The organism is Micromonospora sp. NPDC003776, assembly GCF_053605645.1.
Window position 1 is genome coordinate 1 of record NZ_JBSGJR010000131.1, and the last position, 13,054, is coordinate 13,054.

General features: G+C 69.6%; 13 protein-coding genes. 4 read left to right on the forward strand and 9 right to left on the reverse strand.

Going from position 1 to position 13,054, the window contains the following annotated elements:
- The 3 genes from ACWEVO_RS13740 to ACWEVO_RS13750 form a co-directional block, all read right to left on the reverse strand.
- Positions 1-672 (reverse strand): IS630 family transposase (locus ACWEVO_RS13740; protein ID WP_452307872.1); only part of this gene is annotated, 672 nt, incomplete at its 3' end.
- A gap of 335 nt (positions 673-1,007) precedes the next feature.
- A complete protein-coding gene (locus ACWEVO_RS13745) occupies positions 1,008-1,715 on the reverse strand; it encodes an HAD family hydrolase (RefSeq protein WP_452307873.1) in 708 nt (235 codons plus the stop codon).
- A gap of 208 nt (positions 1,716-1,923) precedes the next feature.
- Complete coding sequence (locus ACWEVO_RS13750; protein ID WP_452307874.1) at positions 1,924-2,553, reverse strand: VOC family protein; 630 nt, start codon at positions 2,551-2,553, stop codon at positions 1,924-1,926.
- A 311-nt stretch (positions 2,554-2,864) separates the two neighbouring features.
- Here ACWEVO_RS13750 and ACWEVO_RS13755 point away from each other — a divergent pair, with 311 nt between their 5' ends.
- Positions 2,865-3,572, forward strand: a complete 708-nt coding sequence (locus ACWEVO_RS13755) for a hypothetical protein (RefSeq protein WP_452307875.1) — start codon at positions 2,865-2,867, stop codon at positions 3,570-3,572.
- Between the two features lie 536 nt (positions 3,573-4,108).
- Here the strand turns inward: ACWEVO_RS13755 and ACWEVO_RS13760 are convergent.
- Complete coding sequence (locus ACWEVO_RS13760; RefSeq protein ID WP_452307876.1) at positions 4,109-5,485, reverse strand: serine hydrolase domain-containing protein; 1,377 nt, start codon at positions 5,483-5,485, stop codon at positions 4,109-4,111.
- Positions 5,486-5,657: 172 nt separating this feature from the next.
- Positions 5,658-7,061: an aminotransferase-like domain-containing protein gene (locus ACWEVO_RS13765; protein ID WP_452307877.1), complete on the reverse strand. Its 1,404-nt coding sequence runs from the start codon at positions 7,059-7,061 to the stop codon at positions 5,658-5,660.
- A gap of 94 nt (positions 7,062-7,155) precedes the next feature.
- Between ACWEVO_RS13765 and ACWEVO_RS13770 the strand changes: the two genes are divergently transcribed.
- Together ACWEVO_RS13770 and ACWEVO_RS13775 are read left to right on the forward strand one after the other, a co-directional pair.
- Complete coding sequence (locus ACWEVO_RS13770; protein WP_452307878.1) at positions 7,156-8,067, forward strand: DMT family transporter; 912 nt, start codon at positions 7,156-7,158, stop codon at positions 8,065-8,067.
- Positions 8,068-8,237: 170 nt separating this feature from the next.
- The gene (locus ACWEVO_RS13775) at positions 8,238-8,450 is read left to right on the forward strand and encodes a hypothetical protein (protein ID WP_452307879.1); all 213 of its coding nucleotides are present in this window, start codon (positions 8,238-8,240) and stop codon (positions 8,448-8,450) included.
- 59 nt (positions 8,451-8,509) lie between these two features.
- Here ACWEVO_RS13775 and hemC read toward each other — a convergent pair whose 3' ends face one another.
- Positions 8,510-9,406 (reverse strand): hydroxymethylbilane synthase, encoded by an 897-nt coding sequence (gene hemC, locus ACWEVO_RS13780; protein ID WP_452307880.1) that lies wholly within the window; start codon positions 9,404-9,406, stop codon positions 8,510-8,512.
- On the opposite strand from hemC, the gene ACWEVO_RS13785 reads away from it, so the two are divergent.
- The gene (locus ACWEVO_RS13785; protein ID WP_452307881.1) at positions 9,392-9,955 is read left to right on the forward strand and encodes a hypothetical protein; all 564 of its coding nucleotides are present in this window, start codon (positions 9,392-9,394) and stop codon (positions 9,953-9,955) included. The genes hemC and ACWEVO_RS13785 overlap by 15 nt on opposite strands.
- 140 nt (positions 9,956-10,095) lie before the next feature.
- On the opposite strand, the gene ACWEVO_RS13790 is transcribed toward ACWEVO_RS13785, so the two are convergent.
- From ACWEVO_RS13790 to ACWEVO_RS13800, 3 genes are all read right to left on the reverse strand, one after another.
- Positions 10,096-10,806, reverse strand: coding sequence for a hypothetical protein (locus tag ACWEVO_RS13790; RefSeq protein ID WP_452307882.1), 711 nt, complete (start codon positions 10,804-10,806; stop codon positions 10,096-10,098).
- A gap of 566 nt (positions 10,807-11,372) precedes the next feature.
- Positions 11,373-11,825, reverse strand: a complete 453-nt coding sequence (locus ACWEVO_RS13795) for a RidA family protein (RefSeq protein WP_452307883.1) — start codon at positions 11,823-11,825, stop codon at positions 11,373-11,375.
- The coding region (locus ACWEVO_RS13800; protein WP_452307884.1) for a gamma-glutamyltransferase at positions 11,818-13,054 on the reverse strand (1,237 nt) is incomplete at its 5' end. The genes ACWEVO_RS13795 and ACWEVO_RS13800, both read right to left, overlap by 8 nt.

The window sequence follows — 13,054 nt, forward strand, 5'->3', positions numbered from 1 at the left end:
GGTGGCGACCTCGAGGGCGGCGAACAGGGTGGTGGTGCCATGGCGTCTGTAGTCGTGCGTACGGCGTTCGGCCTGTTCGAAGCGCATGGGAAGCATTGGCGCGGTCCGGTCCAACGCCTGGATCTGGGACTTCTCATCGACGCAGACCACCACGGCGTTCCGGGGCGGGTCCAGGTAGAGCCCCACCACGTCGCGGATCTTCGACTCCAACTGCGGATCGGTGGAGAACTTGAACGTCTCGACGCGGTGCGGTTGCAGGGCCCAGTCGCGCCAGATGCGGGCCACCTCGGCGAAACTGATCGGCATCCCCGTTCCGCTCAAGTGATCGGCCATCAGCCGGGCTGACCAGTGCGTGACTCCCAACTCGGGCGGCGGCGGGTTCAGCGTGGCCACCACCACAGCCGCCTCGTCAATGACCGGAGGCCGCCCCGGCCGGGGCAGGTCGGCCAGGGCATCGATCCCACCAGCCTCGTACCGAGCCCGCCAAGAGCTCACCGTTTGACGCGTCACTCCAACCCGCCGCGCGATCTCGGCATTGGGCAGCCCATCAGCGGCCAGCAGCACCATCCGAGCCCGCAGCACATGCCCGGCCGGAGCCGCAGACGAGCGAGTCAACGCCCGCAGTCGAGCGTCATCACCAGGACCAAGGATCAGCGGCGCGGCAACCGTCACGCCAACAAGTGTCCCCGACCCGCACTGTCAAATCACTTCAGACACGCGACACTAGATACTTCCGCGCACCACGTTGGTTCGATCTCGCCGAGGCAGTCACTGGGCGGCGTCCAATACTTGAATCAGACCAGTGACCGCTTCGGTGTGAAAGAATGAGGTCAGCGGTCTTGCACGCCAACCTCCAGTTCGAGCAGCTTGACTGAACCCGACCGAAGGCCGGCAGGCGAGCCGTACTCAACTCGGCACATCCGGACGCCGGCGACCGGCGCCAACGGCACTTGGGTGACGAGCGCTTCGCGGCAGGTCCGCGCACCGCCCGGGCAGCCCTGAGGGCGTTATGAGAGTCGCCCGTTCCCGACCATCTGGAGGACTGTTCCCAGGCCGTGAACCGGGCCTTCGGTCCGAGGCAGGATCAACGTCCGAATCTTCAGAGAAACTCCGCCGACATCGTCCCTGGGGCTGTCGCCGACCATCAAGGTTTGGCTGCCCGGAACGTTAAGCAGTTCCAGCGCGCGGGCATAGATCGCCGGGTCGGGCTTCACCAGACCCACCTCGAAGGACAGCACTACACCATCGAGTAGGCCACTCACACCAACTCGATCGAGGAGCGGACGAATGTCCAGCCCAATATTGGACAGCACCACGGTTCTGACGCCGCGCGACTTAAGTTCTCGAAGGACAGGGAGGGTGTCGGCGAAGGGCACCCACTGATCCGGCATTACTGCGTATAGTGCGGCTATCAGATCGGGTTTGATGCCGGGATACAGCGCAACCGTCCTGTTGAAGACGTCCCAATGGCGCTCTTGGCTGAGATCGCGCTCGCTTCTGGGGTCGATCGTGTGAGCGTGCTGCCAGATCTGGTCAAGATGTTCACACAGGCCCGTGATTTGGTCGGCGCTTAGCTCGGGCTCCGCGTTTCCCTCCTCTGCCAGACGGCGAAGAGCGGCCTCGATCCAACGACCGGAGTCGCCGCCCTCAACCAGCGTGGCATGGAAGTCAAAGATGACTCCCTTGATCGGTTCGGGCGCCTCGTTGATGAGCATGCCGCAGCCTATCCGCCGCGCGCCCTCGGCCTCGCATCAAAGTGCGATGGCAACGTTCATCGTCGAGGTAGCCAGCCGTCCGCTTTTCGGCTATGAGCGGACGCTGACCGGGCGCGTGATCAGCGGCAGATCCGGACGGCTGCAGTCCGCAAGTGCGCCCGCAGGACTTGCTCGTACGGCCTTGCCGCACGTTGTTCAAGCGGGCCCGCTATTCGCGGCCGACCCAAGTGGCGATGCATGCCTCGTTGCCCTCAGCGTCGGCCAGCACCCACCACATCGGCGCATGCGCTGCGGAAATCACGCGTCCCCCGGCGGCCAGGGCTGCGGCGATGCGGTCCTCAGCTTGATCATGCGGGACGGCGATGTCGATGTGCATACGGTTACGTTGCGATCGCGGCGCCGCCATGCATTGCAGCCCGAACCCCGGACCCCGCCGCGCCGGATCAGCAAGGTAATCGTCACCGATCTGTCGATAACCGAGCAGCGCCCGCCAGAACGGCAGCACGTCGGCGCTCACCAGGGCATCCAGGGTGATGTTGATGAGCTGCACGGCAGTGGGATCGGCGGTGATGCCAAGCTCGAGTGCAGCTGCCGATATCCGTCGGGCCAGTGAGACATCGCGCCGGGACAGCGACACGGTGACACCTGCATGACGCAGGTCCACGTTGACGTACTCCTGTTCGTCGCGGCCGGCGATCCGACCGATCTCGTCGACGAACGCGATCCCCGCCGATAGGGAGCCGGTCCGGAAGTAGGCCGAGACCAGGTGGTAGAGGCAACGCCAGTCCTCGACACCGTCGGCCGCGTGGAAACGCCCGGCGGTGATCTGCAGCGTCATGGGTGGGAACCTAACATCGACGGCCGAACGTATACCCACTGCGGCTTGGCGACCTCCGGAGACGGTCGGTTACGACATCCGCTCATCGGCAAGACCGAGCATCCTTCTGATCGATCGACAGCGACGCCGCGGGACACGCGGTCAGCGGCAGTGGGCGGACGTATCCCGTCCTGAACTGCATCGACAGAATCGCTGGTCGGCTCTACCGTGCACCGGTGTCTCGTGTTCAGCCACCCTTGGCCGTCCTGCATGCGTTTGGTGTCAACGGGCCAGCCCGACCGCTGGACGGTGGGCAAGGCACCTCGTGGGCTGTGGAGGACCTGGTATTCAAGCCAGATGAGGGCCTGCTGCACGAATGGCTGGCCAGTGCGCTCGCCGATGTGACGCCTAACGGCTTCCGTCTTGCCAAACCGGTCTGTACCCGTGACGGCGCCTGGGTCTCTGACGGGTGGTCGGCCACCCGGTGGGTCGAGGGCAGCGAACCGGACTACTCCGCGATCTCGACGTGGCGGGACATCCTTGCCGCCGGCCGGGCATTCCACCGGGCGGTAGCTCATCTCGGCCGCCCGGACTTCCTCGATAGGCGGCAGGACTGGTGGGCACGGGCGGACAGGGCGGTCTGGGGCGAGCGGGACATCCGGTTCCGCCGTGAGTTCGCCGCCGTTGCGCGACGGCTGCAGGGCGCACTGGAGCCGCTGGGGCGTCCTCAAATCGTGCACGGGGACCTGACGAACAACGTTTTGTTCGCTCCCGGGCTCGCTCCGGCGGTCATCGACATCTCGCCCTACTGGCGGCCGCCAGAGTACGCCGAGGCCGTCGTGGTAGCCGACGCACTCTGCTGGCACGGTGCACCGGCATCCCTTTGGGAAACGGTGGATGTGTCGGTGGCAGCGGTAGCTCGCGCACTGCTGTTCCGGATGGCTACGACGAACGAGCGCGTCGGTTTCGGAGCCGATGGAGTAGACCTGCAGGACGAAGCCCGCCGGTACGGTCTCGCGGCCGCAGCCATCGGCTTGTGACCCACGAAATCTCCTGAGATGCCCCCTCAATCTCTCGCCGACAGCATCAACGGAGCCGGTGTCGGAACATCCTCAGCTGGGTAGTTCAGGATGCTCGCTCGGCTCAGCCGCCAGCTACCGACCGTGACTGCTCGCGATCAATCAGCGGGCACGAACGGCGGAAGATGAGGGTGCCGTTTCGAGGGGTCGTGATGACAAATCTCGTGGTTGCCGGCCGTTCGTCGACGCGTCAACGCAGCTATCGCGCTCAACTCGTCGTCGTTGCCTAAGAGACCGGTCTCCTTACGGCAGCTCCCCACCGATCCGGGGAGCGGATGCGTCCCCGAACACCACGACTCGGCTGTCTGGGAGTAAAGACGCCGGGGCACGACTGTGCTGCACCGGCCCGCAACGAGTCCGGGTCGGCCTACCCAAACGCCTTCGCATCGGCATGAACCGAGCCTTCTTTGCGTGCTAGGAGGCCTTGGTCCATTCGGGTTGAGCGGTGCACGGCGTGAACCGTGATCTTCTTACCGAAGTGAATGCGGCGGCGGGCACTACAGCCAGCCGGCGGGGTGGACCCCGCCCGGCACGTCGGCATCGGGGTCGTAGGGCGTCCGGGTGAAGCGGAACGAGGCAAGGTCAAGGTGCGACACCGCCCCGTCGGTGCGGCGGACGACCCGCAGCGGCTCGCCTGCGTAGTAGCCGTCGAGCCCGACCCACGCGTCCGCGCCGGCCGGGCGGAAGCGGGAGCCGCGGGCGACCCCCGGCGCGCCGAGGACGAGGTGGTCGCCCTCCACCCGGGCCCCCGTGACGGACGATCCCCAGTGCCACGTGCCCAGGAGCTCCAGCAGGGACGCGTCACCCGACGCGGACCAGGGCTCGACGGGTGCGGGCTCGTGCTGCTCGAACCCGTCGAGCAGCGCGGTGACCAGGCGTCCGGGCGCCGGGCTGCTCGTCGTGTTCGTCAGCACGACGACGCCGTCCCCGGTGTCGCGGGCGACGCGCAGCCCGGCGATGAAGCCCGGCATCGAGCCGCCGTGGCCGGCGTACCGGCGCCCGTCGACGTTGAACACCTGCCAGCCGAGCCCGTGCGCAGCCGTCCATGGGGCCCCGGGGGCGTCGACGACGAAGTGCGGCTCGCACATCTCCTCGAGCGTGTCGGCGGCGAGCAGCTCACCAGTGTCACCGGCGAGGAACGCGGCCCACCGCGCGAGGTCCTCGATCGTGGTCCAAAGCTGGCCGGCGGGGCCCATCGCGCCCGCGTCGTGCTCTGGCTCGGGCAGGAGAGCGTCAGCAAAAGGGTGGACGGCGAGACCGCGCGCCGCGCGCCCAGTGGGCCGCGTTGTGGTGCGCCCCATGCCGAGCGGCTCGAGCAGGTCGCGGCGTAAGACCTCGAACCAGTCGACGCCGTGGGCCCGGGCGACGAGCTGACCCAACGCGGCATAGCCCACGTTCGTGTAGTGGAAGCGACGCCCGGAGCGGAAACGCTGCCCGACGCCCGACGCGACGAGTTCGTCCCACGTGCCGCCCGGCGTCCGTTCCCACCACGGGCCGTTCGTCTCGGCCTGCAGGCCGGCCCCGTGGACGAGCAACTGTTCGACCGTGACGTCGCCGAAGGACGTCCCGGGCACGTGGTCGTCGAACCGGTCGGCCAGGTGAAGCCGCCCGGCGTCGCGCAGCCGCATGACAGCGACCGCGACGAACGTCTTGGTGATCGAGCCCATCCGGTACTGGGTGTCGATGTCGGCCGGGTCTCCCCCGGCGCGGCCGTCGAGCGTCCCCACCGCACCGGACCAGGCGAGCCGCCCGTCGCGCACCACTCCAGCGGCCACCGACGGCAGGCGACCGGCCCGCTGCTCTGTCGACAGCACGTGGTCGAGGTGGCGGGCGGTCGAAGCGGTGGCGGCCGAGCGGTCGGGGTTCGTGGTCACGGCCTCACCCTAGGACGGCGCTCTGGCGTGGCGCAGACCGGGCGTTACCGCATCTCGGCACGTCCGCACACGGCCCGTGGACAACCGGCTGCATTCTGTGACACGCAGTCGGCGGCAGAGGCGGGCACATGATTGTGTTCGCGGATACCAGCCAACGCTCTGGTGCAGTGGGTCACGAGCGTGTCGTTTCTCCGAGGGCGCGAGCGAGGCGCCGGACGGCCTCGTCCATCAGGTCGGGTGGGGCTGCGGCGTAGGTCAGGCGCAGGTGCGGCGCCGGGGGTTCGGCCGCATACCAGGGGCGGCTGGGGAAGACGATGACGCCTTCGCTTGCAGCTGCGGCGGCCACTGCGACGTCGTCGATGCTGTCGGGCAGGCGGGCCCACAGGTGCAGGCCGCCACGTGGGATCGCAGGTGGGGCGAGTTCCGGCAGGTATCGGCGCAGTGCGATCAGCAGCGCTTCGCGCCGTGCCCGAAGCGCGGTACGCAGGGCGCGGCGGTGCCGCGCCCAGGCCGGGGCGGTGACGAACTCCAGCGTGGCCTGCTGCAGCGGGCCGGCGACGAAGAAGTCGTCGAGCAGCCTGCCTGAGCGCAGCCGGGCGCCGGCTGGGCCGCGGGCACCGATCGCGGCGACACGTAGCCCAGGGGCGGCGGATTTGGTCAGTGAGCGCAGGTAGATCACGTGCCCGTCAGCGTCATCGGCGGCCAGCGGTGGCGGGGCTTCTCCATCGATGGCGAGGTCGCGCGCGTAGTCGTCCTCGATCAGGAAAGCTCCGGCGTCGCGTAGCGCATCGACGACGTCAGCTCGGCGGTGAGCTGCCAGTGTCGCGCCGGTCGGATTGGCGTAGAGCGGTTGGCAGTAGAACAGTCGCGCGCCGGTGCGAGCGAACGCGGCGGCGAGTTGGTCGGGCAGTACGCCGTCGGCGTCGGCGGGCACCGGTACTACCCGCAGTCCGGCCGCGTGGGCCGCGGCCAGCGCCCCCAGATAGGTCGGCGACTCGACGAGCAGGGTGTCGCCGGGTGCGGTGAGAGCGCGTAACGCCGATGACAGCGCCGCCTGCCCGCCTGAGCAGATCACCATGTCGTCGGCGCGCAGCCGGGCCCCGGCCTCACGGGCGAACCAGGCTCGCAGGTCCTCACGTCCCTCTGCCGGCCCGCGCTGCCACGCCGCGGGCTGCCGGGCGGCGCGGGCGAGCGCGGCGCCGAGCGCCGCGGCCGGCTGCAGATCTGCGTCCAGGTAGCCGCCGGACAGCGGAATCGCTCCCGGCCGCGGTAACGCGAGTAACGCCTGCATCTCATCCTCGCCCGGTCTGCGGGCTCCGAGCGCCACCGTCTGCCACGACAGGTCGGGTGTGCGCCGCTCGTTGGGTGGGGCGGCCACGAAGGTGCCCTTCCCCGGCCGCGTCTCGATCAGCCCTTGGGCCACCAACTGTCGGACGGCTTCGGCGACGGTGACCGGCGACGCCTCGTGCCGCGCGGTCAACTCGCGCACCGAGGGCAGCCGTGTTCCGGGATCCGCGGCGGCCACGAGCCCGCGCAGATCTTGGATAACACGGGCCACGGCGTTACCCTCATTCATGAGAGTGAAGAGTAGCGCTACTGCCTCGACCACGGTAACGGCGGATCGATTCATCGGCCTGACCCTCGGCGCGCTTGGCGTGCTCGCCTTCAGCATGTCGCTGCCCGCCACCCGCGTCGCCGTGCAGGAACTCGACCCGTGGTTCGTCGCCTTCGGCCGGGCCGTCGGCGCGGCACTACTGGCATGGGCGTACCTGCGTTTCACCGGCGCGCCGCGACCTACCCGGGGCCAGTGGCGGCGGCTGCCGATCGTCGCCCTCGGCGTCGTCGTCGGCTTCCCGCTTTTCACCTCGCTGGCGCTGACCACTCAGACGTCCGCACACGGCGCGATCGTCGTCACCGTGCTGCCCGCCATGACCGCTGTGTTCGCGGTACTGCGGGCCGGCGAGCGCCCACCGCTGCTGTTCTGGGTCGCCAGCGTCGGCGGGCTGGCGGCGGTCCTCACCTTCTTGACCACCAGCGGGGCGGTGCGCGGCGCACTGTCGGCTGCCGACCTGTTCCTCCTCGCGGCCGTTGTCCTGTGTGGGCTGGGATACGCCGAGGGCGGCGCGCTCGCCCGGGAACTGGGTGGCGCACGCACCATCTGCTGGGCGCTGCTGCTCTCGCTGCCTGTCACCTTGCTCATCACGCTGTTCGCCGCCTGGGCTCACCCCCCGCGCGCCGACGCCGCCGCCTGGTCGGCGTTCGGATATCTCACCGCGATTTCCATGTTCCTGGGCTTTTTCGCCTGGTACGCGGGTCTGGCCCGGGGTGGCATCGCCCAGGTCGGCCAGATCCAGCTCGCACAGCCGGTACTCACCCTGCTCTGGTCCGCGTTACTGCTCGGAGAGACCGTCACCGCTGCCTCGATCGGGGCGGCGCTGGTCGTGCTGGCCTGCGTCGTACTGATCCAGCGCACCCGCGGAGCGCGCCCGACAGCCCAGGACGCCACCGGCCACGCGGCACACCGCACCGTAGAGGTGAACGCTACGTCAGCATGGACGGCTGATCCTCGTCGCTCGGCGTGACGGCACGGGCATCGCCCGGGCTCGGAGAGCGGCAGGCGTTCCTACCACGACCGACTGCACACCCTCCGCAACGGCGGCAAGAGGCGAGGCCAGCCGATTCCTATGTGCTGAACGCCAAGCTATGCGGCCCAGATCGCGCGTGTCGCCGACACCGGCTGGGCGTGTTCGGCATGGCAGCGCTCCCCGGGCGCGGCTGCGCCCCGTCGGCGACCAGCGCCGCGACGGACCGGTGGACCTGCGCGCCGCACACGCCGTGGCGTAGCTACCGGAGTGTCCCGGATGTGGACCGGCCGCACCACGCCACCGCACGCCCACACCCGGACCTGCTGTTCGCCCTGCGGCTCAGCGAGACGCCCGCCGCCGCCGACCCGGTCGACAGATAGCCGCGGCCCCGTGCCCGCAACTTCGGGTTGGGCTCGGGGGGACCGTATCTGGCGGTCGGTCAGACCGACCCGTGGGCAGGCAGATCGAGGAGGTCACGGGCGCCTTGGCGCAACAGGGCCGCGGCGACGGAGGTCCCGAGGGTGATCGGGTCCGCCGCCCATTCGTGCACGTCGAGCACGGTCTTGCCGTCGAGGCTGATCACCCTCGCCCGCAGGCCGAGGCGCCCGTCGGGCTCGGTGCGGGCGAGCGCAGCAATCGGTGAGTGACAGTCGCCCTGCAGGATGTGCAACATGGTCCGCTCGGCCACGGTCTCCTGCCAAGTCTGCGGGTCGCCGAGGCTCGCGGCCAGGTCACGGGTGCTGATGTCGTCGTCGCGGCATTGCAGGACCAAGGTGCCGGAGCCCACAGCCGGGACCATCGTGTCGACGTCGATCGGGTGGGTGATCCGGTCTGCCTGCCCGATCCGCTGCAGGCCAGAGACCGCGAGCAGCAGCGCGTCGTACGTCTCGCCCGCGTCAAGCTTGGCCAGCCTGCTGTTCGCGTTGCCACGGATGGCCACCGGCACCAGGTTCGGCCAGTGCAGGGCCAGCTGCGCGACCCGCCGGACGGCGGAGGTACCGATACGGGTGCCGGCGGGCAGCTGCTCGATGCGCAGTCCGCCCGGGTGCACGAGGCAGTCCCGGACGTCGTCGCGGGTGAGGTAGGCGGCCATCACCGTGCCTGCCGGTGCCGGCCGGTCCCCCGGTACGTCCTTGAGGCAGTGCACCACCAGGTCGACGTCCCCGGCGAGCAGGGCGCTGTCCACCTCCTTGGTGAACGCCTCCTTGCCACCCAGTGCGGCCAGGTCGCCGCGCCACCGGTCCCCGCTGGTCGACATCGACACCACGTCCACGGTGACCTCGGGGTGCCGGTCGGCGAGCATCGCGCGGACCCGCTCGACTTGGGCCAGCGCCATCGGGGAGTTGCGGGTACCGATACGCAGCAGGCGGGAGTCGGACATAACGGCGAGGGTAGTCCGCTAGGTGCGGGCACCGACGACCAGGCCGGACCACCGGCCGAATCCCTCAATTGTGGACGAGCCGCCGACTTCTCCGGCCAGATCCTCGGCACCGCCGACCCGACCAAGGGGCCAGCGCTCCTGTACGACCTGGTCACCGCTGCGCAGAGCCACATCCCCCACAGCGGCTTCATCGCGGCCTTCGGCATCCTGCTCATCGGCATGATCGCCGGCCTGGAAGGGTCGGGCTTCTCCGGACTGCCGCTGACCGGATCGCTGGCGGGCAGCCTGGGCCCGGCCGCCGGAATCAGCGCCGGGACACTCGCCGCCGTCGGTCAGATGGGCAACATCTGGTCCGGTGGCGGAACCCTCGTCGTCTGGTCCTCACTCATCGCCGTCGCCGGCTTCGCCCGCGTGCCAGTGATCGCCCTGGCCCGCAGGTGCTTCATCCCGGTGGTCAGCGGACTCATCGTCGGCACCATCGTCGCGGTCGTCTTCTTCCCATAGCCTCGGCGACGCGAACTGCGGAGGCGGCTACCGCACTTCGCGGTGACCCCCGGGTCGATCAGGGTCACACCGCCATCCGGAACGCGCTCATTCGCGCGGGAGAACGTCCTCCCACTACTACCCAGGCGGAGTCCAGCCGTTCACCCCTCGATTTGGCGCGGCCCCAGAGCTCGCACCAATTCATCGATCAATGCCGGATCCTCCTCCAGCATTCGTTTGATGCTTTCGCCTACCTGCTCCGGGCCGAGCGCGCTCTCCAAGTCCAGGTCCTCGGCCCCGGCGTTGCGCAGCGCTCTCGCCTGCACCTCCTTGAACAGCCGGCCGTCCTCACTGAGCAGTTGAGCCATCAACGCCGCGACAAAACGCTCCCGCGCATCCACCTCGCTAGTTCCAGCGCTGAAGCTCTCAAGCGCCGCAACGAGTTCTCGCGACGGTTCCTTGCCCACAGTCGCCGTAACCCGGATCGGATCCGCTCTCGGCGCCGATTCGGCGGCAATGGCACCACGAGAGGTTTGTTTCCGCGATACAAAGTTCCACGTCGACCGCATAGCCGGGAGCGCCTGGTTGTTCCATGCCGACTTCACCGCTGGCACCGCCTGCTGGGTCAAGGCGGTCTTCGCAGCCGGCAGCGCCTGCTGAACCAACCACCTCTCGACGTGCGGCGCGGCCGCCACGGCAGCCCTCATTGTGGCTTCCAGAGCCAGAGCCTTGACCAGATCCTTGAGCTCCGAGGACTCCTTCGCCGGCCCTGCCAACCCCTTGCTACCAGTGTCCGGGATGAACGTGCCGTGGTCGACGAGCTTCCCGTCGCTGTTGTACAGATTCTGGTGAAGCCCACCCGCTTTGGACATACCTGGAGTCAGCCCATCGGGATACTCGAAACGACCTCTGACGCTAGCCATCGCACACCATGACCGGCACTGTATCGGAGTCCCGCGCGCTCTGAAATCCTACGAATGCCATTCCCCTTCAACCATTGGGCAGAGCCTTCGCAAGGTCGAGATACGCGGTGACGGACTGTGCTCCGCAGTGATCGGAGACCCTGCCCGCGGTGGTACCACGTCTGGTGTAGCTGCGGTGGCACAGGCCGCGGTTACCGACCTTCTCGGCGAGGGGAGCGCTCTCATCCTCTGGCAACTGCTCTTGTCGGGCTGCCGCCAGGATGCGCCCCGCGGGGCCCTCGTCGCTCGGTTGACGGCATGGCGACTGTCCGGGCGCGGAAAGCGGCAGGCGTTCGCACCACTATCAACTGCACACACCCCGCCACGGCGGTATCGGGAGGTCAGGCCAGCCGATCCGACGTCCTGCACGCTAAGCTGCGCGGCCGATCGCCGAGACCGACAGACCGCCGGGCGCACCGAGAGATCTCACAGCGCGGATCAGGCGCCCGGTCGCCAAGAACTCAGAGGGAACCGCGTCAATCCGCGGCAACGGCGACGGTGAGCTCCACCTCGACCGGCGCGCCGGACGGCAGGCTCGACACCCCGACGGCCGAACGCGCGACGGCGCCGCGCTCCCCCAGCCAGTCCCGCAGCACCTCGGACGCCCCGTCGGCGACCATCGAGTGCTGGGTGAAGTCGGGACGGCAGGCGACGTACACGGTCATCCGCAGGCAGCGCCGTACCCGGTCCAGTCCCCCGACCGCCTCGGCCACCGCGGCGACGGCGTTGCTGGCCGCGAGGCCGGCTGCGGCTCGCGCCTGGACCACGGTGAGGTCCGCGCCGACCACGCCGCACACGGCGAGCTGGCCGTCCACCCGCGGCGTCATGCCCGCGGTGTACGCGATTCCCGCGTGCACCACGACGGGTACGTAGTGGCCTTGCGGCGCCGGGGGCGCCGGTAGGCTCCCCCGGCCGGTTGGTTCAGCCACCGAGCGCCACCCCGTCCTGTCGGGGGTCGGCGCCTGCGGTGAGGCAGCCGAGCCGCTCGTCCACCGAGACGACCAGGGCGCTGCCGCCGGCGTCCCATGGCCCTACGGTGCGGACCGGGTGCCCGGCGGCGCGCAGCCCCGCGATGGTCCGCTCGCCCAGCCGCGACTCGCAGATCAGCTCGTCGGGCGCCCCCACCACGTCCGCGTCGCTGCCGGGAAACACGGTGAACCGGGGCGCTGACACGGCTTCCTGGGGGTCCAGGCCGTGGTCGATGAGGTGTGACAGCAGCTGCATGTTCCACTGCACCTGCCCGTCGCCGCCGGGGGTGTTGCCGACGTACCGCAACGCTCCGCCGGCGTCGGTCACCAGCCAGGCGAGGCAGGTGTGCAGCGGACGGCGCCGAGGTCGTATCTGGTTCGGGTGGCCCTCGACCAGGTAGGCGCCGCGTCCGAGCCGGTTGTTGAGCATGATGCCGGTGCCCGGGATGGTGATCCGGGCGCCGAAGGTGAAGGCGAGTGAGTGGATGAAGCTGACGGCGCGTCCGTCGCCGTCGACAGCGACGGTCGTCGTGGTGTCCCCGTCGGGCGTCAGGCCGGCGGTGGCGAGTGGATGCCGCCCGGCGGCCAGCTTCGCCCGCACGTCCGCTACCGCTTCGGGTCGCAGCAACGACCGCCAGGCGTCCGTGTCGGCGCCGCACCGGTCCCAGCGGTCCCGGAAGGCCTGGCGGGCGGCTCCGGCCAGCCAGCCGACGGCGTCGGCGCTCAGCCACGGCATGTGGGAGAGCGCCCCGTCGCAGACGGCCGCCTGCTGCAGCACCATCCAGCCCGGTGTGGGCAAGGGGGTGGTGTGCACGACCAGGTCGCCGTACCGCTGGCTGATCGCCTCGCCCTGCAGCGGGACGCCGGAGGCCCTCCACTCGTCGCCGGTGAAGGGCGCACCGGCCGCGACCAGCGCGGCCACCGCCCGTTCGGCCAGCTCGCCGGTGTAGAGGGCTTGAGGGTCGGCTGCCAGCAGCCGCAGCGAGTCGGCGAGCTGCGGCTGGGGTAGCCGTTCGCCGACGAGCGGCGCCCGGCCGTTGCGCAGGAACGTCCGTCGCGCGCCCTCGTCGGCGCGCAGCTGCGCCTCGTGTTCACCGATGTCGGCGCGGGTCTTGCGGGTGCAGGGCAGACCCTGTTCGGCGGCGGCGATCGCCGGCCCCCACAACTCGGCCAGTGAGCGGGTCGCCCCG